17 protein-coding genes, 2 tRNA genes and 1 pseudogene are annotated in these 22,924 nt (G+C 64.0%); 9 read left to right on the top strand and 11 right to left on the bottom strand.

Going from position 1 to position 22,924, the window contains the following annotated elements; all coding sequences use genetic code 11:
* Window positions 1-322: 322 nt before the first annotated feature.
* From ACK4R0_RS03605 to ACK4R0_RS03620, 4 genes are all read right to left on the bottom strand, one after another.
* On the bottom strand, window positions 323-1,252 hold the full coding sequence (locus tag ACK4R0_RS03605; RefSeq protein ID WP_409670298.1) for a HEPN domain-containing protein: 930 nt from the start codon (window positions 1,250-1,252) through the stop codon (window positions 323-325).
* 52 nt (window positions 1,253-1,304) lie between these two features.
* On the bottom strand, window positions 1,305-1,553 hold the full coding sequence (locus ACK4R0_RS03610) for a sigma factor-like helix-turn-helix DNA-binding protein (protein ID WP_409670301.1): 249 nt from the start codon (window positions 1,551-1,553) through the stop codon (window positions 1,305-1,307).
* A gap of 1 nt (window position 1,554) precedes the next feature.
* Entirely contained in the window at window positions 1,555-2,724 is a 1,170-nt protein-coding gene (locus ACK4R0_RS03615; protein ID WP_409670304.1) for a tyrosine-type recombinase/integrase, read from the bottom strand.
* A gap of 125 nt (window positions 2,725-2,849) precedes the next feature.
* Window positions 2,850-2,940: transfer RNA gene (locus ACK4R0_RS03620), tRNA-Ser, on the bottom strand.
* 126 nt (window positions 2,941-3,066) lie between these two features.
* Here ACK4R0_RS03620 and ACK4R0_RS03625 point away from each other — a divergent pair.
* From ACK4R0_RS03625 to ACK4R0_RS03635, 3 genes are all read left to right on the top strand, one after another.
* Window positions 3,067-4,107 (top strand): peptidylprolyl isomerase, encoded by a 1,041-nt coding sequence (locus ACK4R0_RS03625; protein WP_409670307.1) that lies wholly within the window; start codon window positions 3,067-3,069, stop codon window positions 4,105-4,107.
* 84 nt (window positions 4,108-4,191) lie between these two features.
* Window positions 4,192-5,307: an alanine dehydrogenase gene (gene ald, locus ACK4R0_RS03630; RefSeq protein ID WP_409670310.1), complete on the top strand. Its 1,116-nt coding sequence runs from the start codon at window positions 4,192-4,194 to the stop codon at window positions 5,305-5,307.
* Window positions 5,308-5,335: 28 nt separating this feature from the next.
* Window positions 5,336-6,307 carry an oxidoreductase gene (locus tag ACK4R0_RS03635; protein WP_409670312.1) on the top strand — a complete coding sequence of 324 codons (972 nt, stop codon included), beginning with the start codon at window positions 5,336-5,338 and terminating at the stop codon, window positions 6,305-6,307.
* Between the two features lie 7 nt (window positions 6,308-6,314).
* Here the strand turns inward: ACK4R0_RS03635 and ACK4R0_RS03640 are convergent, their stop codons facing one another.
* From ACK4R0_RS03640 to ACK4R0_RS03650, 3 genes are all read right to left on the bottom strand, one after another.
* The gene (locus ACK4R0_RS03640; protein WP_409670315.1) at window positions 6,315-6,713 is read right to left on the bottom strand and encodes a hypothetical protein; all 399 of its coding nucleotides are present in this window, start codon (window positions 6,711-6,713) and stop codon (window positions 6,315-6,317) included.
* A gap of 219 nt (window positions 6,714-6,932) precedes the next feature.
* Complete coding sequence (locus ACK4R0_RS03645) at window positions 6,933-8,387, bottom strand: tetratricopeptide repeat protein (RefSeq protein WP_409670318.1); 1,455 nt, start codon at window positions 8,385-8,387, stop codon at window positions 6,933-6,935.
* 205 nt (window positions 8,388-8,592) lie between these two features.
* Window positions 8,593-8,669: transfer RNA gene (locus ACK4R0_RS03650), tRNA-Met, on the bottom strand.
* Window positions 8,670-8,900: 231 nt separating this feature from the next.
* Here ACK4R0_RS03650 and ACK4R0_RS03655 point away from each other — a divergent pair.
* From ACK4R0_RS03655 to ACK4R0_RS03670, 4 genes are all read left to right on the top strand, one after another.
* Complete coding sequence (locus tag ACK4R0_RS03655) at window positions 8,901-10,136, top strand: NAD(P)/FAD-dependent oxidoreductase (protein WP_409670320.1); 1,236 nt, start codon at window positions 8,901-8,903, stop codon at window positions 10,134-10,136.
* Between the two features lie 211 nt (window positions 10,137-10,347).
* Window positions 10,348-11,469, top strand: a complete 1,122-nt coding sequence (locus tag ACK4R0_RS03660) for an efflux RND transporter periplasmic adaptor subunit (protein WP_409670899.1) — start codon at window positions 10,348-10,350, stop codon at window positions 11,467-11,469.
* Between the two features lie 8 nt (window positions 11,470-11,477).
* Window positions 11,478-14,669 (top strand): multidrug efflux RND transporter permease subunit, encoded by a 3,192-nt coding sequence (locus ACK4R0_RS03665; RefSeq protein WP_409670322.1) that lies wholly within the window; start codon window positions 11,478-11,480, stop codon window positions 14,667-14,669.
* Window positions 14,666-16,102 carry an efflux transporter outer membrane subunit gene (locus ACK4R0_RS03670; RefSeq protein ID WP_409670325.1) on the top strand — a complete coding sequence of 479 codons (1,437 nt, stop codon included), beginning with the start codon at window positions 14,666-14,668 and terminating at the stop codon, window positions 16,100-16,102. Before ACK4R0_RS03665 ends, ACK4R0_RS03670 begins: the two co-directional genes overlap by 4 nt.
* A gap of 287 nt (window positions 16,103-16,389) precedes the next feature.
* On the opposite strand, the gene ACK4R0_RS03675 is transcribed toward ACK4R0_RS03670, so the two are convergent.
* Together ACK4R0_RS03675 and ACK4R0_RS03680 are read right to left on the bottom strand one after the other, a co-directional pair.
* Window positions 16,390-18,426, bottom strand: coding sequence for a DEAD/DEAH box helicase (locus ACK4R0_RS03675; protein ID WP_409670328.1), 2,037 nt, complete (start codon window positions 18,424-18,426; stop codon window positions 16,390-16,392).
* A gap of 198 nt (window positions 18,427-18,624) precedes the next feature.
* Complete coding sequence (locus ACK4R0_RS03680) at window positions 18,625-19,332, bottom strand: cytochrome b (protein WP_409670331.1); 708 nt, start codon at window positions 19,330-19,332, stop codon at window positions 18,625-18,627.
* Window positions 19,333-19,417: 85 nt separating this feature from the next.
* Here ACK4R0_RS03680 and ACK4R0_RS03685 point away from each other — a divergent pair, with 85 nt between their 5' ends.
* Window positions 19,418-19,804, top strand: coding sequence for a hypothetical protein (locus ACK4R0_RS03685; protein WP_409670334.1), 387 nt, complete (start codon window positions 19,418-19,420; stop codon window positions 19,802-19,804).
* Window positions 19,805-19,829: 25 nt separating this feature from the next.
* Here the strand turns inward: ACK4R0_RS03685 and ACK4R0_RS03690 are convergent, their stop codons facing one another.
* Both ACK4R0_RS03690 and radC read right to left on the bottom strand, forming a co-directional pair.
* Complete coding sequence (locus ACK4R0_RS03690) at window positions 19,830-21,011, bottom strand: NAD(P)/FAD-dependent oxidoreductase (protein ID WP_409670337.1); 1,182 nt, start codon at window positions 21,009-21,011, stop codon at window positions 19,830-19,832.
* Between the two features lie 204 nt (window positions 21,012-21,215).
* A complete protein-coding gene (radC, locus tag ACK4R0_RS03695; RefSeq protein WP_409670902.1) occupies window positions 21,216-21,908 on the bottom strand; it encodes a RadC family protein in 693 nt (230 codons plus the stop codon).
* A gap of 164 nt (window positions 21,909-22,072) precedes the next feature.
* On the opposite strand from radC, the pseudogene ACK4R0_RS03700 reads away from it, so the two are divergent.
* Window positions 22,073-22,924, top strand: a pseudogene (locus tag ACK4R0_RS03700) (C4-dicarboxylate ABC transporter); the annotation flags it as partial.

Genomic DNA, 22,924 nt, shown 5'->3' on the forward strand with positions numbered 1-22,924 from the left:
CGCAGCCTCGAAAAGTGGCAGAAAACCGCCACTTTGGAAATGCGAGGCAGCGCGCGCTGCCGGATAGCACTCTCGAAAAGTGGCAGAAAACCGTTATTCACGCGTGCGTGAGGTGTGTATCCAAATTACGGGTCCGATGCGAAGCATCGCGGCCCCTGTTACCCCGCCGGATTTGATGCCGGTGAGATGGCAGAAAATGGGTGCCGGTGGGGCTGGCGAAAGGACAGTTCGAACGGCCATCAAGGGGTCAGGTTTGGGGATTGATGGCAGCAAAGATGCAGCCAGTGGCCGTCGCCCGCGTTCGGCTCCCGAATCTGCGCACTCAACCCGCCGCGAGAGCCTTCACTTCAAGGTCGGCGATCCGCTCCGAACAGATAGCGTGAACAGCCCGTCCAAGCTCCTCTACGCACCCGCCAAGCCACAGCAGCTCCTCTTCGGTAATCCGATAGTGCTTCGAGTACCGAGCCTTCACATAGGCCTCTTTCAGCTTTTCAAAGCGGGCCCGATCAATCCGACTGTCACGAGGCCAGGCATCGACCAAGCGCATGTCGATCCGCTCGGCCTGGGTGCGCAGGAAGCCGAGATTGTGCACGTGGGGCGAATAGAAGGTGCAGACCAGAAGCACGCAATGGTACATGCGTTCTGCAGACTGATGGAGGTCGAAGACAGCCTTCTTCAGCTTGCCTCGGTTCTTTGCGTCATTGAAGCCGTCGAAAAAATCTGAAGCGCTCGGCATCCACTCGTCAAAATACTCACGCGCCATTGCCAGCGCCTGCTCCGGCGTTTTGGGCTTAGGCGTATGAAGTACCCTCTCATCCGCTTCGTGCAGTGCGATGCCGTCCTTGGCCACGTCCATAAAAAAGTATCGCCCATGGGCGAGGCCGTCATTCACCTCCTGTAACGTGTGAACGATGAAGTTTACCGGCGTGTGCAGCGTCCGGTCGATAGCCAGCTCACGGATAAGCCGGTCTTCGAGCTTAAGCCAGTAATCGACGCGCTCGGTGAGGCGCTTGTCGTTGACGATGATCAGTAGATCGAAATCGGAGCGATAGCCTTTTGCCGTGTGCGGCTCATCGACCCAGCCGCCACGGGCATAGCTGCCATAGAGGATCAACTTCTCGATCCGGCCCTTCTTCTTCCACTGGTGGGTGGCGAGCGCCAGGGCATCCTCGAACTCCTCGAAGATGATCTGCTTCACGCGATCAAGCTCGCGCTGCTTGTTGGCAGGAAGATGGTCAAGATCGGTTCGCATGGGCAGGGGCACCCTGTAGGCATGGGTTACGATTGGCAAGGTCCAAGCCGCATCACCAGCGCCAGAACTGCCACCAGTCTGGCGGCTTCTCTGTCGGCATCTGCATCAGCACGAACAGGGCATTGGCAAAATGCTGCTCGACCTGTTGGGGGGTTATGCCGTGTTTGTTTGCAAGCTGGCGGTAGCTCATCTCATCGACGCGGATGGCAAGGAAGATTTCCCGGTCGAGCGGCTCCATCCGCTCGACCGCTCTCTCGAACTTGCACAAGCGCCTGCGCTCTGTGCGCGACAGGCAAGGCACCTCAACTCTCCTTGTCGCAATATGCGGCCCATTCGGCCATCATGACCCGGCGCTTTTCCAACAGATTGCCACGCCGGTAGGCCGCTTCGGTTTTGTTGGCGACCGTATGGGCCAGGGCTGCCTCTGCAACATCGCTGGGATGATTGGTCTCCTCGCTGACCCAATCCCGGAACGACGATCGGAAACCGTGAGGTGTGAATGGCTGACCCATTTCCTTCATCAGCATCGACAATGTCATGTCTGATAGCGGCTTGTTGCTGCGAATTCCGGGAAACACATACTGGCAGTCGCGCAATCGCAATTGAGCGCAGCGGCGCAGGATACGCAGCGGACGTGGGGTCAGGGGTACAACATGCTCGCGGAATGCCTTCATACGCTCCTTAGGAAGCGTCCAGAGGGCTTCCTCCATATCAACCTCATCCCAGGTCATGCCGCGCACCTCGCCCGATCTTGCGGCGGTGTAGATCGCAAATTCCAGTGCAAGGCGGCTGAAGGATTCCCGCGCGCGCAACTTCAATATGAACTTCGACACTTTCTCGTATGGCATGGCCGGAAAATGCCCGTCCTTGCGTGGCTGGCGCGGCAGGCCTTTCGAAATTGCTCGCATGGGAGCCTCGGTCTCGCGGTAGCCAGACGCATAGGCCCAGTCGAGGACCGCTCCGATGCGCTGGCGGACCCGCCGCGCCGTTTCGGGCTTTGCCAGCCAGATTTCAGCGAGAACGTCGCGGATCATTGGGCCGGTGATCTTGTCGACCTTGTGCTTCCCGATGGATGGAAAGACATACATTTCGAGCGTGCGCATCCACTGCGCGTGGTGCTTGCCATTGCGCCAGGTCTTCGAGTGAATGTCGAAGACCTTCTGGGCCGCGTCCTTGAAGGTCGGCACCGCTTCGAGCTTGCGCCGCTCGAACTGAGGGTCGAGGCCCATTTCCATCTGGCTGCGGACCTCACGTGCCCGCTCGCGAGCCTCAGCAAGGCTTACCTTGCTACAGCTGCCCAAGCCGAAATCGCGGCGGTGGCCCTGTTTCTGAACCCGGCAAACCCAGCTGCTACTCCCTCCCGGCCTTTCGTAGCGAAAGAGGCCGTCGCCAAAACTCACCCGGCGGGTGCTCTGGGCCTTGGTCTCCGGATCGGAATTGGTAGTCGTTTTCATAGAGGTGATCATGATCATCTGTCCCACATTTGCAAAAATGTCGGCTTGGACGACGTGGGACACACAGGGATCCGAATCACCAGCGCACCCCGCAGGGGAGCTGGACTTTCGGAGTTGATCAGGGATCGTGTGGGATTCGAATGTGGCGGAGCGGGTGGGATTCGAACCCACGATAGGCTTTTGACCTATACACACTTTCCAGGCGTGCGCCTTCGACCACTCGGCCACCGCTCCGCTTGTCCTGGGAGCCGTCCCCCTAATGACATGTGCACGCTTGCGCAAGGGAAGGATTCGGGTGCCGCTGCAGCACGCTTGCGAGCGCGGTTTCCCAAGTGTGAGCGGCATGTTAGCGTGGGCTCCATGAAACAAACCCGATTCCGCTCGGCCGCGCTGCGCGCCGCCGCCGCTCTTGCCCCGCTGGCGCTGCTTGCCGCCGCCGCACCGCCGCCTGCCAGCCCCAGCCCGGGCCAGATCGTCGAGGAGGCGCCCGCAGCGCACTGGACGGCGATTGCGGCATCCGACCTGCTGGTGATGGACCTGGCCCCCGATGCGGCAGGCAATCCGCGCCGCGTGGTGATCCAGCTTATGCCCGCGCCGTTCAGCACCGGCTGGACCGAGAATATCCGCAAGCTGGTAGCAGCGCGCTGGTGGGACAATACCGCCATCGTGCGGGTGCAGGACAATTACGTCGTGCAATGGGGCGATCCCGATGCCGAAGACGATGCCAAGGCCAGGCCGCTGCCAGGCGGCATCGCGCAGGTGCCGGAGCGCGATTACGTGGTAACGCTTGAGGCCTTTGACGAGGCCATGATCGCGCAGTCGCCTTCAGATGACGATGCCGACCGGGCGATGGCCGCGGCTCTGGACGCCGCGGAGGCGGCCGCACGGGGCGACATTCCGGCCCCATGGGCTGCGCCCGATGCCTATGCCCCACGGCACGACTTTTTTGCGGGCTGGCCCCTGGCAAGCAATGACGAGAGCGTCTGGCCCGTGCATTGCTATGGCATGGTCGGGGTCGGCCGCAACCTGTCGCCCGATACCGGCAGTGGGGCAGAGCTTTACACCGTCATCGGCCATGCCCCGCGCCATCTGGATCGCAATATCGCCGTGGTCGGACGGGTGGTCGAAGGGATCGAGCATCTCTCCAGCCTGCCGCGTGGCACGGGCGAACTCGGCTTTTACGAAAAGCCCGAAGAGCGCACCGTGATCCGGTCGGTCGAGCTGGCATCGCGGCTGCCCGAAACCGAGCGTCCACGTCTGGAGTATCTCGAAAGCGACAGCGAATCGTTTGTCCGCTACGCCCTGGCGCGGGCCAACCGGAAGGACGCGTTCTTCAACATCCCGGCGGGTGGCGCGGATATTTGCAACATTCCAGTGCCTGTCAGGAAAATTTCGCAATAATGTAATAAAGTAACAAAATGATGTCGCACAGGGCAGGAGCGCGCACTAGGGCTTGATCAAAATATCCAGCAGGAGAAGTCTGTCATGCGCGTCGGAACCGTCACGGAAATCAAGAACCACGAATACCGCGTCGGCCTGACGCCCGAGAGCGCGCGCGAACTGGTGCAGCACGGCCACGAGGTCTGGGTGCAGAAGGGCGCGGGCCTCGGCATCGGCGAAAGCGACAACGACTATCTGCGCGCCGGCGCAAAGCTGATCGACACCGCCGAACAGATCTTCGCCGACTGCGAGATGGTGGTGAAGGTCAAGGAGCCGCAGGCGGTCGAACGCGCGATGCTGCGCGAAGGCCAGATCCTGTTCACCTATCTGCACCTCGCGCCCGACCCCGAGCAGACCAGGGATCTCGTCGCCTCGAAGGCGGTGTGCATCGCGTATGAGACCGTGACCGACGCAAGCGGTGGCCTGCCACTGCTCAAGCCGATGAGCCAGGTCGCAGGCCGCATGTCGATCCAGGCTGGAGCCACCGCGCTCGAAAAGGCGCATGGCGGGCGCGGCATCTTGCTGGGCGGCGTCCCGGGCGTGGCACCGGGCAAGGTCTGCGTCATCGGCGGCGGCGTCGTCGGGTTCAACGCGGCGCAGATGGCGGCGGGGCTGGGGGCAGATGTCACCATTCTCGATCGCAGCCCCGAGGTGCTCGAGCGGCTGGGCTATTACTTTGAATCGCGCGCTAAGACCCGCTTTGCCAACGCCGCCAATGTCGCAGAGTGCGTCGCCACGGCTGACCTCGTCATCGGCGCGGTGCTGATCCCCGGCGCTGCTGCGCCCAAATTGGTGACCCGCGAGATGCTGGCCACGATGCGCCCGGGCGCGGTGCTGGTTGATGTCGCGATCGATCAGGGCGGCTGCTTCGAGACCAGCCACGCGACCACCCATGCCGATCCGACCTATATCGTCGATGGCATCGTCCATTATTGCGTCGCCAACATGCCCGGCGCGGTCGCGCGCACCAGCACCTATGCGCTCAACAACGTCACGCTGCCGCATATGCTGCGCATGGCCGACAAGGGCTGGAAGGATGCGCTGCGCGCCGACGCGCATCTGGCCGCTGGCCTCAACGTGTGGAACGGCAAGGTCACCTACAAGGCGGTGGCGGACGACCTTGGCTATGACTATTGTCCGATGGAAGAGGCGCTCGCCTGAGGCGCCACACGCGCAACAGGAGAGCCGTATGATCGCCGAACACCAAAAGCCGGTCCAGTCCCCATTCGGGCGCCGCAGCGAGCCGCACGAGGTGTTGGCGGGGATCGATCTGACCGGCAGGAACGCGGTCGTCACCGGCGGCTATTCGGGCATCGGGCTGGAAACGGTGCGCGCGCTGGCGGCAGCAGGCGCATCGGTCACCGTGCCTGCGCGCGACACTGCCAAGGCACACGAGGCGCTGGCGGGGATGCAGGGCGATATTCGCATCGTACCGATGGACCTGGCCGATATCGCCTCGGTTCGCCGCTTTGCGCAGGACTATGCCTCGGACGTTGCGCAGCTAGGCTTGCTGATCAACAACGCCGGTGTCATGGCCTGCCCGGAAACGCGCGTGGGCCCGGGCTGGGAGATGCAGTTCGGCACCAACCATATGGGCCATTTCGCGCTGGTTGACGCCTTGTTGCCGTTGCTTCAGCGCAGCGGCAACTGCCGCGTGGTGGCGCTGTCATCGACAGGGCACAAGCTGTCGAGCATCCGCTGGGACGATCCCAACTGGACCGACGGCAGTTACGACAAATGGAAGGCCTATGGCCAGTCCAAGACTGCGAACGCGCTGTTTGCGGTTGCGCTGAACGCGCGGCTGGCAGACACCGGCGGCATGGCGTTCGCCGTCCACCCTGGCGGCATCTTTACCCCGCTGCAGCGGCATCTGCCGACCGAGGAGATGACCGCGCTGGGTTGGCTCGATGCGCAAGGACAGATCTCGGAAAGCGCGCGCGCCATGTTCAAATCGCCGACCCAGGGCTGCACTACGACCCTGTGGGCTGCGACCAGCCCGCTGCTGGAGGGCAAGGGCGGCGTGTATTGCGAGGACTGCAACATCGCAGCTGTCTCCGGCGCTGACCCGGTGCGGTATCGCGACGTCGAGCCGCATGCGGTGGATAGCGATAGCGCGGAGCGGCTGTGGGCGATGAGCGAGGCCTTGCTGGCAAACGCGTGACCGCGAGTCATCCGAATTCCGCATAGGCAATGAGCTTGCGAAAACCTGCCCTGCAGGTGCGTTTGCCATCGACGATGCGGCTCTCGGTCCAGATATCGCCCGAGTGATAACCCCATGCGCTGAGCTTTCTGCCGGGGTGCGCGACCGTCTGCGCGCCCAGCCAGCGGGTAAACGCAGGCTTGAGCGCCGATCGGGCACGGGCATGCGATTCGCAGGCATGCGTTCCGCTCCAGCTTTCGATCTCACGCGCCAGATCGGCCCGGATGCGCTTTGTTTTGATGGTGCTGCCCGCTGTCCCATCGGCTGAGCGGAACGCCAGCATGTGCGCATCGGCCCGCCCCGGCGGGGGCAGCGCTATCAGCAGCATGGCAGCGCCCAGCGCCAGCCCTGTCGAAAATCGCATCATGGCATCGTGCTCCAGTCATGAAGCAGAGGTGCCTGATCGCCCGAGCCGGGCAACGAAGCATGGCCAGCAGCCGGTTGGGTCAACGAAAACACCCAGGCGCGTGCGATCAGACGAGCACAAGACTATGCGCAGCGCACCCGGAAATCCCTGTAGCAAATTGTCGTAAACCGAGGAAAATGGCGGGTAAGCGGACGTTTGACGGTCGGCTGCGCTGCGCGATCAGGACAGGTCGACCCGGGGCGTGGCGATCACCACCCTGTTGAGCAACTGCTGGACTTCAGCATCGCCCTGCCATTTGCGCGCAATGCGCCTGTTCAGCGTTGCCGAATACCAGCGCTCGCCCAGGTTCGCGGCCTGTTGCAGCAGGGCCACCAGCGTCTCGCGGTCGCCCATGGCCGATGCGTGAAAAGCAGGGGTCATCCGCGTCTTGCGTTCGCCCTGCGCAAACTCACGCTGTGCGTCGGCCACCAGCACAAGGTGCGCGGTATCCGGGTCGCGCGCGACGGCCTCGTCGAGTGCGGCCGAAAGCGCGAGCATCTCGGGCACCTTGCGCAAGGCCGCGAGCCCGCGATATTCGAGGGCATAGGCCTGGATATCGCCGCGCGATATGTGGGCCCAGGCCAGGCAGTTGCGGATTGTCGCATCGTCCGGATATTGCGATTTCAGCTGCGTCAGTTCCAGGACGGCCCTCTGGTCGCGCCCCGCCTGCCAGTGCGCACAGGCGCGCTCCACCGCGATCGCCGGGGTGCCTGGAAGCAGCAATTGTGCGGTATCATATTCGCGCTGGGCGGCCTTGTCCTGCCCCAGGTCGGACAGCACGTTGGCGTACCAGAAATGGGTCAGGCCATCGCGCGGATCGAGCGCCAGGGCGCGCTGAAACGAATTCACCGAACGCTGCGCATCATAGCTCCACCAATATTGCAGAAAGCCATTGGCCCGGTGCGCTGAGGGCAGCGACTGGTCGAGCGTCAGCGCCTGTTCGATGGCTGACTTTGCGGCGCTGTAGGCGCGACTTTCCGAAGCGGCTCCATATTCGCGGATGATCAGCCAGGCTTCGGCAAGCCCCGCATAGGCCGGAGCAAAACCGGGCTCGGCAGCAATGACCTTCTCGTACAGCGCGATGGCGCGGGTCAGATCGTCCGGTGTCCGCCGTGCCCACAGATCGCGCGCCGTGACATAGTCGCGCGCCACGGCGGGATCCTGCGGCAGTTGCGCAATCTGCTCCGCAAGGGGTTTTTCCCGGATCAGCATCTGCCTGATTCCGGGCGCCGCCAGCATGGCGACCGCTGCTATCCCAACTGCGCCCAGAGCGATCCACCACCAGCGTTTGCGCGCGGGTTTCGGCGTTGCGCGGGGCGGGGAGTAAGGCGTTTCCTCGGCCCGCGGGCGCGACGGATCGTCCGGATAGGGCATAGCGGCAGGCGCGATTGATGGACTGTCGTCCCCTCCCGTCGAGGCGTCTGCCGGGATATCGCTCTGCTCGATCCGCACGGCCCATGCAGCCAGCTCGCGCTCATAGGCGAAGACCGAACCCTGTTTGCCGCCAGGAAGGCGATGCACCGGCAGATCGCGTTCGCGCGCCCAGCGCATCACGGTCGTGCGGTCGCGGCGGAAATATCCCGCGATCGCCTTCCAGCCATCCAGTCTGCGCTCAGGGGGTTGCGGCTGACTCAATGGCGGTTTCCACAGGTTCGATCACAGCTGTGCGACACAGTTCGTCGGAAGTGGAACGACTGGGTCGCCTGGCAACCCTATCGGCAACGCGGGACGCGAGTCCATAGATCATATTGAAAAATCAACGGGTTCGGCGCCGCATAAATCTGTGGCCGAACGAAGAAAAACTTCCCGGCGGCAAATTCCGGTTTTCCGCCCTGAGGGATGGTAGCGGAGGAGGGACTTGAACCCCCGACCTACGGATTATGATTCCGCCGCTCTAACCAGCTGAGCTACTCCGCCATCCCGGCGTGCAGGGCACAATAGTGCCGGTGCAGGCCGCGCGCTATAGTTTGCACATCGGCGCTGGTCAAACCAAAATGCACCAAAATAAACCGGTCGGCCCATGCGGAGGGCTTCGTGTCATGGCAGGCACCGCGATCTGCCACGTCCGGGGTTGTTTTCAGCAGCGTCAACCGGCACATGGCGCGCATATACCCGCGCAGCAATCACCAATATGGGGAGACGGACACAGTGCAGGACAATTACGACGTCGTCATCGTCGGTGCAGGTCATGCCGGGGCTCAAGCGGCAATCTGCCTACGCCAGATGGGGTTTGCAGGCTCGATCGCGCTGATCGGCGACGAGCGCTTCCCGCCCTACGAGCGTCCGCCTCTGTCCAAGGAATATCTCGCTGGCGAAAAGCCGTTTGAACGCATCCTGCTGCGCCCCGAGGCATTCTGGGGCGAACGGCAGGTCGATCTGCTGCTCGGCAAGCGGGTGACGGCGGTCGATCCTGCCACCAAGTCGCTTACCATCAGCGGCGGCGAACATACGCAATACGGTCAGTTGATCTGGGCGACCGGCGGCACTCCGCGGATGATGGACTGCAAGGGCAGTAACGCGGCCAACGTGTTCGCCGTGCGCACCCGCGCCGATGTCGACAAGATCATGGCGCGGCTGGACACGGCGCAAAGCGTCGCGATCATCGGCGGCGGCTATATCGGCCTTGAAGCTGCAGCGGTGATGCGCAAGCTGGGCAAGCAGGTGACGCTCATCGAGGCGCTCGACCGGGTGCTGTCGCGCGTTGCGGGACCATCGCTGTCGGCATTCTTCGAAGAGGAACATCGCGCCCACGGCGTCGATCTGCGCACCGGCTATACCGTCGATCACATCGAAACCGACGAGGCCGGCCATGCCGTCGCGGTGCAGTGCGGCAACGGGGACCGGATCGTGGCCGATATGGTCATCGTCGGCATCGGCATCATCGCCCAGACCGGCCCGTTGATCGCTGCCGGAGCTGCCGGCGGCAACGGCGTCGATGTGGACGAGTTCTGCCGCACCAGCCTGCCCGATATTTATGCCATCGGCGATTGCGCCGCGCACGCCAATCCTTTCGCCAACGACCGCGTCGTTCGGCTCGAATCGGTGCAGAATGCGAACGACCAGGCCAAGGTCGCGGCCGCCCACATCATGGGGAACGCCGAGGCCTATCACGCCGTGCCGTGGTTCTGGTCGAACCAGTATGACCTCAGGCTGCAGACTGTCGGCCTGTCGCTCGATTACGATCAGGAGCTGGTGCGCGGTGACCCTGCCAGCCGCAGCTTTTCGGTGATCTATCTGCGCGGCGGCAAGGTGATCGCGCTCGATTGCGTCAACGCCACCAAGGACTATGTTCAGGGCCGCAAGGCCGTGACCGAGGGCATTCCGCTCGATCTGGAAGAACTCGCGAACCCGTTGATTCCGATCAAGGAAGTCAACCACGCCTGATCGCTTTTGGTGCAGGTCGGCCGTTGCGGTATCCATTCGTCGCGTAAACCAGCTGCGATGCGCATAACCGGCTTGCCCTGTGCGGGGGTAAGTGCATAGGGTAGTCCGCTACCGTATACGGTACCCCCATAGCTGCGAGTCTGCCATTCCTTCTCCCGTTCGACAGTCACGAACGATCGTGCCACGCTATGCCCTGACAGGGATTGCGGCGATCCTGCTCGTCAGCTGCTCTGGCGGGGACGATGGCGAGGGCCGCCAGCGGCCGATGCCCGAGGTCGGGTTCGTCGTGGCCAGGACAAGCTCGGTTCCGGTTTCTGTCGAGCTTGCCGGACGGGTCGCGGCCTTCGAGATGTCCGAAGTTCGTCCGCAGGTCACCGGTATCGTGCGTCGGCGGCTGTTTGAAGAAGGCGCGCTGGTCCGTGCCGGGCAGACGTTGTACGAGATCGATCCGCGACTGTATCGCGCCGCGACCGCCGAGGCGAGCGCCAACCTGAACAGCGCGATCGCCAATGCCGAGGCCACCCGGATCCGCGCCGAACGGCTCAAGCCGCTGGCCGAAGCGCAGGCTGTGTCACTGCAGGAATATACCGATGCGCTCGCCGCAGCGCGTCAGGCTGCAGCCGCCGTGCAGCAGAGCCGCGCGCAGGTGCAGACCGCGGACGTCAACCTGCAATTCACCCGCGTGCCTGCGCCGATCACCGGCCGCATCGGTCGGTCGCTGTTCACCGTCGGTGCGCTGGTCACCGGCAATCAAGCAGATCCTCTGGCGGTGATCCAGGGCGTCGATCCGGTTTTCGTCGATATCCAGCAATCCAGTGCCGAACTGCTTTCGCTGCGCCGTTCGCTGGCGCAGGGGGGAGCCGCCCCGGCCAGCGCCGAGGTCGCGCTGGTGCTCGAAGACGGCAGCGAATATGACCTGCGCGGGGTCGTCCAGTTTTCCGAAGTGATGGTCAACGCGGCCACCGGTACGGTGACGCTTCGCGCACGGTTCGCCAACCCCCAGGGATTGCTGCTGCCCGGAATGTTCGTCCGCGCACGGTTCGATCAGGCGATCAACACCAACGCCATCCTCGTTCCCCAGGCCGCGCTCAGCCGCAATGCCCGCGGCGAGGCGAGCGTCTTCGTGGTGGGCGCGGACGATAAAGCGATCGAGCACAAGGTGACCGCCGACCGTGCGCTGGGCACCGACTGGGTGGTCACCAAGGGATTGAGTGCGGGTGACAGGGTGATTGTGCAGGGGCTGGCAAAGATCGCGCCGAACGCCCCCGTTCGCGCCGTGCCTGCCAGCAAGCCCCAGGTCATCGGACCACCGCCCGCGCAAAAGCGCGGCTGAGGCCGGCGATGTCGCGCATATTCATTGAACGCCCGATCTTCGCATGGGTGCTGGCGATCATCACGATGCTCGGCGGGATCGGCGCGATCTATCTGCTGCCGATCGAGCAGTATCCCGATGTCGCTCCGCCACAGGTCAACATCCGGGCGACCTTCCCGGGGGCATCGGCGGAAACGCTGGAGAACAGCGTCACCCAGATCATCGAGCAGCAACTGACCGGGATCGACGGGTTGCTGTATTTCAATTCCAGCTCGAGCTCGCGCGGACAGGTTACGATCAGCGCGACGTTCGAGAAAGGCACTGACCCCGATATCGCGCAGGTGCAGGTGCAGAACCAGGTGCAGCAGGCGCTGGTGCGGTTGCCGCAACAGGTACAGCAGCAGGGGCTTCGCGTCACCAAATCGAACCCCGACTTCCTGATGATCGTCGGGGTCTATGACGAGACCGACCGCAGCACCAATATCGACGTGTCCGATTTCTTGGTGACCAACCTGCAGGATACGCTGGCACGCATCGAGGGCGTCGGCGAAACCAACGTGTTCGGGTCGCAATATGCCATGCGGATATGGCTCGATCCTGATCGTCTGGCTTCGGTCGGATTGATGCCGGGCGACGTCGTCACCGCGATCCGCAACCAGAACACCGAGGTCGCAGCCGGCGAGGTCGGTGGCCTCCCGCAGCCCGAATCCAACCAGCTCAACGCAACGGTGACCTCGCAATCGCGGATGCGCACCGTCGAGGAATTCGAAGCGATCATCCTGAAGTCGGAACAGAGCGGTGCACTGGTGCGCCTCGCGGATGTGGCGCGGGTGGAGCTGGGCGCGGAAAACTATTCGGCATCCAGCCGCATCAACGGGCACCCTGGCGCAGGCCTGGCGGTGTCATCGGCACCGGGAGCCGACGCGCTGACCACCGCCGACCTGGTGAAAGAGGCCGTAAGACTTGCCGAACCCAGCTTTCCGCCCGGATACAAGGTCGCCTATGCCAACGACACGACGGCGTTCATCCGTCTCTCCATCGACGAGGTCATCGGCACGCTGATCGAGGCGATCATCCTGGTGGTGATCGTCATGTTCGTGTTCCTGCACAGCTGGCGCGCCACGCTGATCCCGACCATCGCGGTCCCGGTGACCTTGCTTGGCACCTTCATCATCTTCTACATTTTCGATTTCTCGATCAACACGCTGACCCTGTTCGGCTTGGTGCTGGCGATCGGCATCCTGGTCGACGACGCCATCGTGGTGGTCGAGAATGTCGAGCGGCTGATGGAAGAAAATCCGGAGATGACGCCCAAGGAAGCGACCGTCCAGTCGATGGGTGAAATCCAGGTCGCCTTGGTCGCGATTGCCATCGTGCTGTCGGCGGTGTTTTTGCCGATGGCCTTTTTCGGTGGCTCGACCGGGGTGATCTACCGGCAGTTTTCGGTGACGATGATCTCGGCCATGATCTTGTCGACCTTGGTGGCGCTGATCCTCAGCCCTGCCTTGACGGCGTCGCTGCTGCGCCAGAAGCATCACGCCGACGACCGGCCCAAAGGCTGGCTTGATCGAACCTTCCCCGCGGTGACCAACCGTCTCGACCGGGCCCAGCGGTGGTTCAACAACGGCTTTGCGCGCGGCACCGACCGTTATATCGGCGCGATCGAAAAGGTCGTCGACCGCAAGTGGCTGTTCCTGGCGATCTACGCAATCGTGCTGGTGCTGCTGGTGGCGATGTTCGTGCGTTTGCCGACCAGCTTTCTGCCGACCGAAGACCAGGGAGCGGCGCGGGTTCAGTTCCGGCTGCCGGCCGGGGCGACCCAGGGCCGCACCCGCGAGGTTCAGCTTGCGATCGAAAAATACATGCTCGAGAACGAGCGGGACAATATCGCGGTGATGTTCTCGGTCGCAGGCGGCGGGCAGGGCGCGGCAGGCCAGAACACCGGCCAGGGCTTCGTCAACTTCGTCGACTGGTCCGAGCGCAAGGGGTCGGAAAATTCTGCGGACGGCATCGTCGAGCGCGCCGGCAAGGCGTTCTCGCAGTTCCGCGATGCGCAGGTGAACGCTCTGGTGCCGGCTGCCATCCGCGGCCTGGGCCAGACCAACGGGTTCAGCCTGCAATTGCAGAACACGAGCGGCATGTCGCGCGAGGAGTTTATTGAAGCGCGCGACAAGCTGCTGCAACTCGCCGAGCAGGACTCGCTGTTGACGGCCGTCCGGCTGGGCGAACTGCCCGATGTCGCCACGCTGCAGTTGGACATCGATCAGCCCAAGCTGGCGGCGCTGGGGCTCAACCAGCTTGACGTCAACACCACGCTGTCGGCGGCGTGGGGCGGGCAGTATGTCAACGATTTCATCGATCGTGGCCGGGTCAAGCGGGTGTTCGTGCAGGGCGATGCGCCCTATCGCGCGACGCCGGATGATCTGAACAACTGGTTCGTGCGCGGCTCGGACGGCCAGATGGCGCCATTTTCGGCCTTTTCCCAGACACGCTGGTCGACCACGCCGACCACGCTGTCGCGCTTTCAGGGTTATCCCAGCTTTCAGTTCGAAGGGCAGGCGGTTCCCGGCCAGAGCTCGGGCGCGGCGATGGACCGGATCGAGGAGCTCGCGCAGCAGATCCCCGGGGTCAGCGTCGCCTGGTCGGGGCTCTCGTTCCAGGAGCGATTGTCATCGGGCCAGGCGCCGTTGCTGTATGGATTGTCGTTGTTGGTCGTGTTCCTCTGCCTTGCTGCGCTGTATGAAAGCTGGAGCGTTCCCGTGGCGGTGATGCTGATCATTCCGCTGGGGCTGGTCGGCGCGATCTTCGCGGTGACGCTGCGCGGGCTCGAGAACGATGTCTATCTGCAGATCGGACTGCTCACCACGATGGGCCTGGCGGCCAAGAACGCGATTTTGGTGATCGAATTTGCCGAGCGCGCCGAACGGCAGGGCGCGCGGGTCATCGATGCTGCTCTGGAGGCGGCGCGGCTGCGGTTGCGGCCGATCCTGATGACCAGCCTGGCGTTCATCTTCGGCGTGCTGCCGCTGGCGCTGTCGAGCGGGGCAGGGGCCAACAGCCGCATCGCGATCGGCACGTCGGTGATCGGCGGCATGCTGACCGCGACAGTGCTGGCGATCTTCTTCATTCCCTTGTTCTTCGTGCTGGTCCGCCGCACGACCCGCGATACGCTCAAGAAACTGCACTTCGGCGAAACTCCGGATGCGGAGGGCACGGCATGAGATATTCCGCGCTGATCGCGATCGCGCTGCTGTCGGGCTGTTCGATGGCCCCCAAATATGTCCAGCCCGAGCTGCCGGTGCCGCAATCCTGGCCCGTCGGCGATGCGTATCTGGCGCAGAGCGAGGCTGCGCTGCCGGTCCTCTCGTACCGTGATGTGTTCATCGACCCACGGTTGGGACAGGTGATCGACCAGGGGCTCGCCAACAACCGCGACCTTCGCATCGCTGCGGCCAACATCGCAGCCGTCCGCGCGCAGTATCGCATCCAGCGCGCGAACCAGCTGCCCCAGATCGGCCTTGGCGCTGGCGCCACCCGATTCGACAACGGCACCGCCAACCAGAACCGCAACCAGGATGTCGATATCGGCAACACCCCGACGGCCAGCCGCTCTGCGGCAGGAACCCGCTACACGGCCGATGTCGGAGTCACCGCCTTCGAGATCGACCTTTTCGGGCGGTTGCAATCCCTGTCCGATGCGGCGCTCAACCGTTATTTCGGCACCGAAGCTGCGGCGCGCGCGACCCGGCTGACGCTGATCGGCGACATCGCCGATGCGTGGCTGACCTATGCCGCCGACCGGTCTTTGCTGACGTTGGCGCAGGACACCGCGGCGAATGCGCGCGAGCGGGTGAAGCTCACCCGTTTGCGGCTCGATGGCGGGATTGCACCGCGTACCGACCTGCTGCAGGCCGAGCAGATTCTGGCGACGGCAGAGGCCGATATCGCGCTGCAGACGACCGCAGTGGCACAGGATGTCAATGCGTTGCAGCTGCTGGTGGGCGCGCCGGTCGACGAGGCTTTGCTGCCCCGATCGATCGCCGATGCTGGTGATGCTGTGAGGGTTCTGCCCGCCGGGCTGGATTCGACGATCCTGCTGCGGCGGCCCGATGTGATGCAGGCCGAGTTCGATCTGCGCGCTGCCAATGCCGAGATCGGCGCAGCGCGCGCGGCATTGTTCCCGCGCATCTCGCTCACCGGGCTGGCTGGGCTGGCGAGCAATGCGCTGGCGACCCTGTTCACCGGCGCGGCGTTCAATTATTCGGCGGGAGCGAACGTCAATTACGCGCTGTTCGCCGGCGGCGCGGCCCAGGCGGGGGTGGCTCAGACCCAGGCGCAGCGCGATGCCGCTGTCGCCGCCTATGAACGCGCGATCCAGGCGGCCTTTCGCGATGTCGCGGACGGGCTGGCGCGCCGCGGCACCATCTCCGAACAGCTGCGCGCCAATCGTGCTTTTGTCGACGCGGCCGAAGACAACTACCAGCTGACCGATCTGCGCTATCGCGGCGGGCTGGACTCGTTCCTCACCAGCCTTGATGCGCAACGCTCGCTCTATACTGCCCAGCGGACGCTGCTGAGCACGCAGCTGGTCGAGGCGAGCAACCGGGTGACGCTATACCGCGCTTTGGGCGGCGAGGCTGTTACCCCGCAATAGGCTGTTTTCTGGCCGTAATCGGCCATGGCGCACAACGTCCCTCGACTTCGCTCGGGAACACGGGAAGTGGGTGCGGCCTCGCGTTATGGTCAATGCAACAACCGGCATGACAGGCAAAATGCTGTTTCGCTTCCCCTGACCGCCTGTCCCGAGCGAAGTCGAGGGACGTATGCACCAAGGTCAAGCCAGCATCCCGCGAAAGCTGGAATCCAGGGCGTTAGCAGCGCTACCCCGCCCCTGGACTCCGGCTTTCGCCGGAGAACGGGGTAATGAAAATGGCTTAAGTATTAGCCCTTGGGGCGTTTTGCGCCGGGCTTGCCGCCGGGGCGACTGTCACCGCGCGGGCCATAGGGCTTGCCGCCGCCAGGGCCACCCGAACGCGGACCGTCGCTGCGCGGGCCGCGGGGCTTGTCGGCAAACGATGCACGGTCGGCAGTGGTCTTCTTGTCACCATAAGGCTTTTTGTCGCCGAACGGTTTGCGATCGCCAAACGGCTTCTTGTCACCGAAGGCGCGTGGCTCGCCATAAGGCTTGCGGTCACCCGAAGGCTTCTTGTCGCCAAACGGCTTCTTGTCACCGAACGGCTTTTTGTCGCCGAACGCCTTGGCTTCATAACGCGGCTTGAGCGGGCCGGAGTTGCCCTTGCCCTTGTAGCCCGATCCCGATCCGCTGCGGCCTTCAGGACGGCGCGACGGACCCGAGCGATTGTGGCCCGGGGGCGGGCCTTCGGCGCGGGCGATCACGAGGCTGCCCTCGTCGCCATCATCGCCGCCTGCGGTGCGTTCGACCGCTTCGGAAAAGCGCTCGGCCACGGCGCGGGGTACTTCAAAATGGCTGATCTCATCGCCCAGCCGGATCGCACCGATCTCGCTGCGGGTGATGTGGCCGCGACGACACAGCAAAGGCAGCAGCCAGCGCGGATCAGCATTCTGGCGGCGGCCGATGTTCATCGTGAACCACACCGTGTCTTCGAACCCGGCGCGCGGGCCGGTCTCGCGCGGCGGCGGCGATGCGTCGGCATCGAGCAGCTCTTCGGGCAAGGGCATCTGCGCGCGGTGCGCCTGCACCAGCATGATCGCGATGTCTTCTGCGGTGCGTTCGCCGAGCAGCTTTTCGGCCAGGGTGCGATCGGCCTCGTCAGCCTCGACCGGTGCGCGCAATTTGTCGAGCAGGCGGTCGTGATCGGCGCGGCGAATGTCATCTGCCGATGGGGCGTTGATCCACTGCGCGTTGATGTTCGCTCCGCGCAGCATCGATTCGAGGCGACGGCGACGCGGATAGGGCACGATCATCAGCGCGGTGCCCTTCTTGCCGGCACGACCGGTACGGCCCGAACGGTGCTTGAGCGTGTCCATGTCGCGCGGCAGCTCGACGTGGATCACCAGCGACAGGCTGGGCAGATCGATGCCGCGCGCGGCGACATCGGTGGCGACGCAGACGCGGGCACGGCGGTCGCGCAAGGCCTGCAAGGCCGAGTTTCGCTCGGACTGGCTGTGCTCACCCGACAGCGCGACGGCGGAGAAGCCGCGCTCGATCAGGCTGGCATGCAGATGGCGGACGTTGTCGCGCGTCGCGCAGAACAGCATTGCGGTCTCGGCTTCATGCAGACGCAGCAGGTTGACCACCGAGTTCTCGATATCGGCAGGCGCTACGGTCACAGCGAGATATTCGATATCGCCATGGCCGCGATCAGCGCCCACGGTCGAGATGCGGTGCGCATCGCGCTGATAGCGCTTGGCCAAGGCCACGATCGGCTGGGGCATGGTGGCCGAAAACAGCATCGTGCGGCGGCCATCGGGGGTTGCGTCGAGGATTTCCTCGAGATCTTCGCGGAAGCCCATATCGAGCATCTCGTCGGCTTCATCGAGCACCGCGACCTTGAGGCCCGAAAGGTCGAGCGCGCCGCGTTCGAGGTGGTCGCGCAAACGTCCCGGCGTGCCGACGACGATCTGCGCGCCCTGCGACAGCGTGCGGCGTTCCTTCGATGCGTCCATGCCGCCGACGCAGGTGGCGATGCGCGCGCCTGCGGGGCCATAGAGCCAGATGAATTCGCGGCTGACCTGCAGCGCGAGTTCGCGGGTCGGCGCGATGATCAGCGTTTGCGGGGTGTGGCTCGGCGCGATCCGGCCGTCTTCGCCGATCAGGTCGCTCGCCATCGCGAGGCCGAAGGCAACGGTCTTGCCCGATCCGGTCTGGGCGGAGACGATCAGATCCCGGCCGAGCGCGTCAGGGGCGATCACGGCCTGCTGCACGGGAGTCAGCGTGTCATAGCCGTGCGCGTCGAGCGCGTCCGACAGGATTGCGGGGACAGTATCAAATGGCATGGTGTATCAATTCGTCTTGAAGATGCGAAGGCTCCGCATCTTCAGGCGAAACCGCGCGCGACACAAAAACGGGCGTCGCTGCAAGCGGTTGCGCGTAGCTGAATTTGTGCAGTTGCACAATGATAATCGGACTGGGATAATCGGACTGGGATAATCGGAACGCGCACCCACGGACATGCCCGCGGATGCCGTCAGGCGCTATCGCCGCGCAGGCAGCATCCGCAAGAGGAGATGATCCTTGAGCCAGTAGTGGTGAAAGATCGCTGCAGCCGCATGTGCCAGGATCAGCCAGAACACGATATCGCCGCCCAAAACGTGTGCCCATTCGATCTGTTGGGCCAGCACCGGGTTTTTGGCGATCAGCGCGGGGAGGCTGAGGCCATAGAACGGGATCGCATCGCCTTCGGCGCTGAGCAGTGCCCATCCCGCCAGCGGCATGCAGATCATCAGCGCGTACAGCGCAAGATGGACCAGTTTTGCAGGCCCCGTCCGCCAGGCTGGGCCAACCTGCGGCGCCGGCGATGATGTAAACACCCTGGCGCCAATCCGGACCCAGACCAGGGCAAACACCGTCAGACCCAAAGTGAAATGCCATGATTTGAACCAGTTGCGGGTGTCACTGCCCTTTGGGTAGTATTCCCTGAGCTCCATCGCCGCAAACACCCCGACGATCACCAGCAGCATCAGCCAGTGCAGGGCAATGGATATCCCGGCGTAGCGGGCGGTGTCCGATCTAGGTGTCATGGCTTGCTCCTCTATGTCCCGGCGTAGGCTGCCGCCGCGTGCAGCGCCATGATCGAGATCAAACATAGAAATTTGCGCCAACGACGCCGCGTTTGGCGGCGCGTCCCAATTTTGCGACTCTGCGGCGTTCGCCCGCAGATTCGTTTGACCGGTGCCGGGCACGCTGCCACGCTTCCATCCAGTGGGTCGCACGTTGCAAAGACTGCGGGCGAAGGCTTGCCAGTCCTATTTGATCAAGGACATATCGATGACTTTCTCTTCAAGCATTTCCAAGGGGCTGCTCGCCATCGGGCTGTGTCTGACGCCTGTCGCGGCAAGCGCGCAGAATGTCGGCGACTGGGTGCTCTCGCCCTATCAGGGCAGCAGCATGCTGTTTCCCGGCGTGGTGGAATCGCGCAGCGGACCCAACATCACCATCCGCTTCGATGACGGCGATGTCGAAACCCGTCCGGCCAGCACCGTGCGCCTGTACAACTGGAAGGCGGGCAGCAAGGTCAGTTGCTTGTGGACCGACGGCAACTGGTACCATGCGACGATCCTGTCTGCCGGTGCCGACGGCTATTCGCTGCGCGTTCGCTATGATGACGATGGCGTGGTGCAGAACACCAAGACCGGGCGCTGCCGCACGCGGTGACAAAAGTGCAGCCGGGCAGCGCGCGCTATAGCGCCAGTCCGGCAGCATGGCCGCTCGCCCACGCCCATTGGAAATTGTAGCCGCCCAGCCAGCCGGTGACATCGACGGCCTCGCCGATTGCATAGAGGCCGGGTACCTTGCGCGCCTCCATCGTCTGCGATGACAGGCCATCGGTGCTGATCCCGCCTGCGGTCACCTCGGCCTTGGCATAGCCTTCGGTGCCATTGGGGTGGAAATCCCAAGCGCCGAGGCGGCGTTCGGCTTCGGCCAAAATCTTGTCGCCCTGGTCGGCGAGGCGCTTGTCACCTTCCAAGCGTTCCGCCAGCGTTGCTGCCAGCCGGTCGGGCAACAATCCCGCCAGCGTGCTGCGCAGGGTGGCGCGTGGCTGGCTGCGCTTGGCAGCGGTGAGCCAGCCTGCAGCCGTATCGGGCAGAAAGTTGACCGCGACCGGATCGCCGTGCCGCCAATAGCTCGAGATCTGCAGGATTGCAGGCCCCGAAAGGCCCTTGTGGGTGAACAGAGCCGCCTCGCGAAACGCGGTCTTGCCTGCACGGACGATGACATCGGTAGCGACCCCCGACAGCGAGCGGAACAATGTCTCCTCGCCGCCCAGCGTCAGCGGGACCAGCGCGGGGCGGGGCTCGACAACCTTGAGACCGAATTGGCGGGCGAGATCATAGGCAAATCCGGTGGCACCCATCTTGGGGATCGAAGGTCCGCCGGTGGCGATCACCAACGCCGGGGCGGATGCAGTCTTCGAGCCGTAAGTGACGGTGTAGGTGCCATCGGCGTGCGCAACATCAGCAATCGGCTGGCCCAAGGCGATCTGGACACCGCCCTTGGCGCATTCCTCTTCCAGCATCGCGACGATCTGCCTGGCCGAGCCATCGCAGAACAGCTGCCCCAGCGTCTTCTCGTGCCAGGCGATGCCGTACGCATCGACCAACGCGATGAAATCCTGTGGGCTGTAGCGGCCCAGCGCGGACTTGGCGAAGTGGGGGTTGGCCGAGATATAGCGGTCGGGCTGGGTATCCACGTTGGTGAAATTGCACCGCCCGCCGCCCGAGATCAGGATCTTCTTGCCGACCGCATCGGCGTGATCGATCAGCAGCACGGTCTTGCCGCGCTGCCCGGCGATCGCGGCGCAGTACAGGCCCGCAGCACCAGCGCCGAGGATGATCGCGTCGTATGAGGTTGGGGAGACCATGGCGCGGGTCTATGGCGGATGTGCAGGGAAACGCCAAGCCGGATTGGGTGTCACTCAAATCCTCCCCGAGCTTGTCTCGGGGAGGTGGCAGCGCGCCAGCGCTGACGGAGGGGCAGGTGCGCTAACGGTTGCGCCCGGGCCCCTCCACCACGCCGCTTCGCGTCGCGGTCCCCCTCCCCGAGACAAGCTCGGGGAGGATTTTTCTCACATCAACCCCATCGACCGCATACTCGAATGCCCGTCGAGCCCGATGATGACATGATCGTGGACGTCGATTCCCAGCCGTTTGCCCGCCTCGATGATCTCGCGGGTGATCTGAATGTCCTGCTTGCTCGGCTGCGGATTGCCGCTTGGGTGGTTGTGCACCAGGATCAGCGAGGTCGCGCCCAGATCGAGCGCGCGCTTGATCACCTGGCGGGTGTAGATCGCGGCCTGATCGACCGAGCCTTCGGACATGTTGTCGTCGCTGATCAACATGTTCTTGGCGTTGAGAAACAGAACGCGGACGCGCTCTCGGGTCAGGTGTGCCATGTCCAGGCGCAGATAATCGAGCAAGGCCTGCCAGCTCGACAGGATCGGCTGGCGGCGCACAGGTTCGCTGACCAGACGCGAGGCGGCGACCTGGACGATCTTGAGCGCCGCCGCGCTGGTCTCGCCCATGCCGGGGATCGCACGCAGCGAATCGCCATCGGCGGTCAGCGCGCCTGCCAGCCCGCCAAAATGGTCGATCAACTGCTTGGCGAGCTGCTTGGTGTCGCGGCGCGGAATCGCGAGCGCCAGCAGATACTCAATAATTTCATGATCATGCAGGCCGGTTCCATCACCGTTCAGCAAGCGCTGCCTAAGCCGCGATCGGTGGCCTGCGCCATGATGCCCACCCGCCGCCGCATCGGGCATCTCGGCATCGGCCAGCAAGGGCAGCACGGGCGAAGAGGAGGGCATGGTTTGAGGTTAATCTGTCGCCCTGGCGTGGGCAAACGCTTTGTCCCCATCCTCCCCAGTGCGGCGCCTTTTCATTGCCGCCGTTGCAACCTCACGCGTTGCAGCGCATTCAGGGCAGGATGAGCGACGCCGACACTGAAGCTGAAGCGATCCCGCCAGAGCGTAAGGTTCGGGCGTGGCGAGGCACCGCATGGCCACTGAAGGTCACGCTGTATGGCATCGCATTGCTCGGGCTTATCGGGCTGATCGCGTGGACCCAGCGCGAGGACATCGCGCGCAACCTGATCGGTGCCGAACTCGAGCGGCAGGGCGTGGCTGCGACCTACGAGATCGAATCGATCGGCGTCGGGCAGCAGGTCGTGCGCAACCTCGTGCTCGGCGATCCCAAGCGGCCCGATGCGACGATCGAGCGGCTGACCATCGATATCAGTGGGGGGCTGTTCGGTCTTACCATCGACAGCGCCACGGTCGAAGGGCTGCGGGCCTTCGGGCGCTGGGACAATGGCCGCATCAGCTTCGGCAGTCTCGACACACTCATCTACACCGACAGCGCCGAGCCGTTCAGCCTGCCACGGCTGGACCTGACGTTGCGCGATGCGCGGGTCAAGATCGACAGCCCCTTTGGCGCGATCGGCATCAAGGCGGATGGCAGCGGCGATCTTCGCGGCGGCTTCAAGGGCTCGCTCGCGGCTGTCGGCGAGCGGCTCGAATATGCCGATTGCACGCTTTCCAACCCCAGCCTGTACGGCGCGATCAGCATCAGGAGCCAGCGCCCGGCGTTCGAAGGGCCGGTGCGGTTCGACGCGTTGGCATGCACGGCGGGGGATTTGACCATCGCGCGCTCGGCTGTCGCGGTGCGGGCGGGGGCGAATGTCGCGCTCGACCGCGTGATCGGATCGCTGGTTCCGGCGGCTGGCGCGATTCGCGCCGCCGGGTTCGGCGCATCGAGCCTTGGCGGCAAAATCGATTTT

The sequence above is a fragment of the Blastomonas sp. genome, from assembly GCF_046294995.1.
GTDB lineage: Bacteria > Pseudomonadota > Alphaproteobacteria > Sphingomonadales > Sphingomonadaceae > Blastomonas.

Excerpts from the sequence above, each read along its gene's own strand:
- ACK4R0_RS03605 (WP_409670298.1), bottom strand. The coding sequence starts at position 1,252 with ATGCGAACCGATCTTGACCATCTTCCTGCCAACAAGCAGCGCGAGCTT.
- ACK4R0_RS03615 (WP_409670304.1), bottom strand. The coding sequence starts at position 2,724 with ATGATCATGATCACCTCTATGAAAACGACTACCAATTCCGATCCGGAG.
- ACK4R0_RS03625 (WP_409670307.1), top strand. The coding sequence starts at position 3,067 with ATGAAACAAACCCGATTCCGCTCGGCCGCGCTGCGCGCCGCCGCCGCT.
- ald (WP_409670310.1), top strand. The coding sequence starts at position 4,192 with ATGCGCGTCGGAACCGTCACGGAAATCAAGAACCACGAATACCGCGTC.
- ACK4R0_RS03635 (WP_409670312.1), top strand. The coding sequence starts at position 5,336 with ATGATCGCCGAACACCAAAAGCCGGTCCAGTCCCCATTCGGGCGCCGC.
- ACK4R0_RS03640 (WP_409670315.1), bottom strand. The coding sequence starts at position 6,713 with ATGATGCGATTTTCGACAGGGCTGGCGCTGGGCGCTGCCATGCTGCTG.
- ACK4R0_RS03665 (WP_409670322.1), top strand. The coding sequence starts at position 11,478 with ATGTCGCGCATATTCATTGAACGCCCGATCTTCGCATGGGTGCTGGCG.
- ACK4R0_RS03670 (WP_409670325.1), top strand. The coding sequence starts at position 14,666 with ATGAGATATTCCGCGCTGATCGCGATCGCGCTGCTGTCGGGCTGTTCG.
- ACK4R0_RS03675 (WP_409670328.1), bottom strand. The coding sequence starts at position 18,426 with ATGCCATTTGATACTGTCCCCGCAATCCTGTCGGACGCGCTCGACGCG.
- ACK4R0_RS03685 (WP_409670334.1), top strand. The coding sequence starts at position 19,418 with ATGACTTTCTCTTCAAGCATTTCCAAGGGGCTGCTCGCCATCGGGCTG.
- ACK4R0_RS03690 (WP_409670337.1), bottom strand. The coding sequence starts at position 21,011 with ATGGTCTCCCCAACCTCATACGACGCGATCATCCTCGGCGCTGGTGCT.
- radC (WP_409670902.1), bottom strand. The coding sequence starts at position 21,908 with ATGCCCGATGCGGCGGCGGGTGGGCATCATGGCGCAGGCCACCGATCG.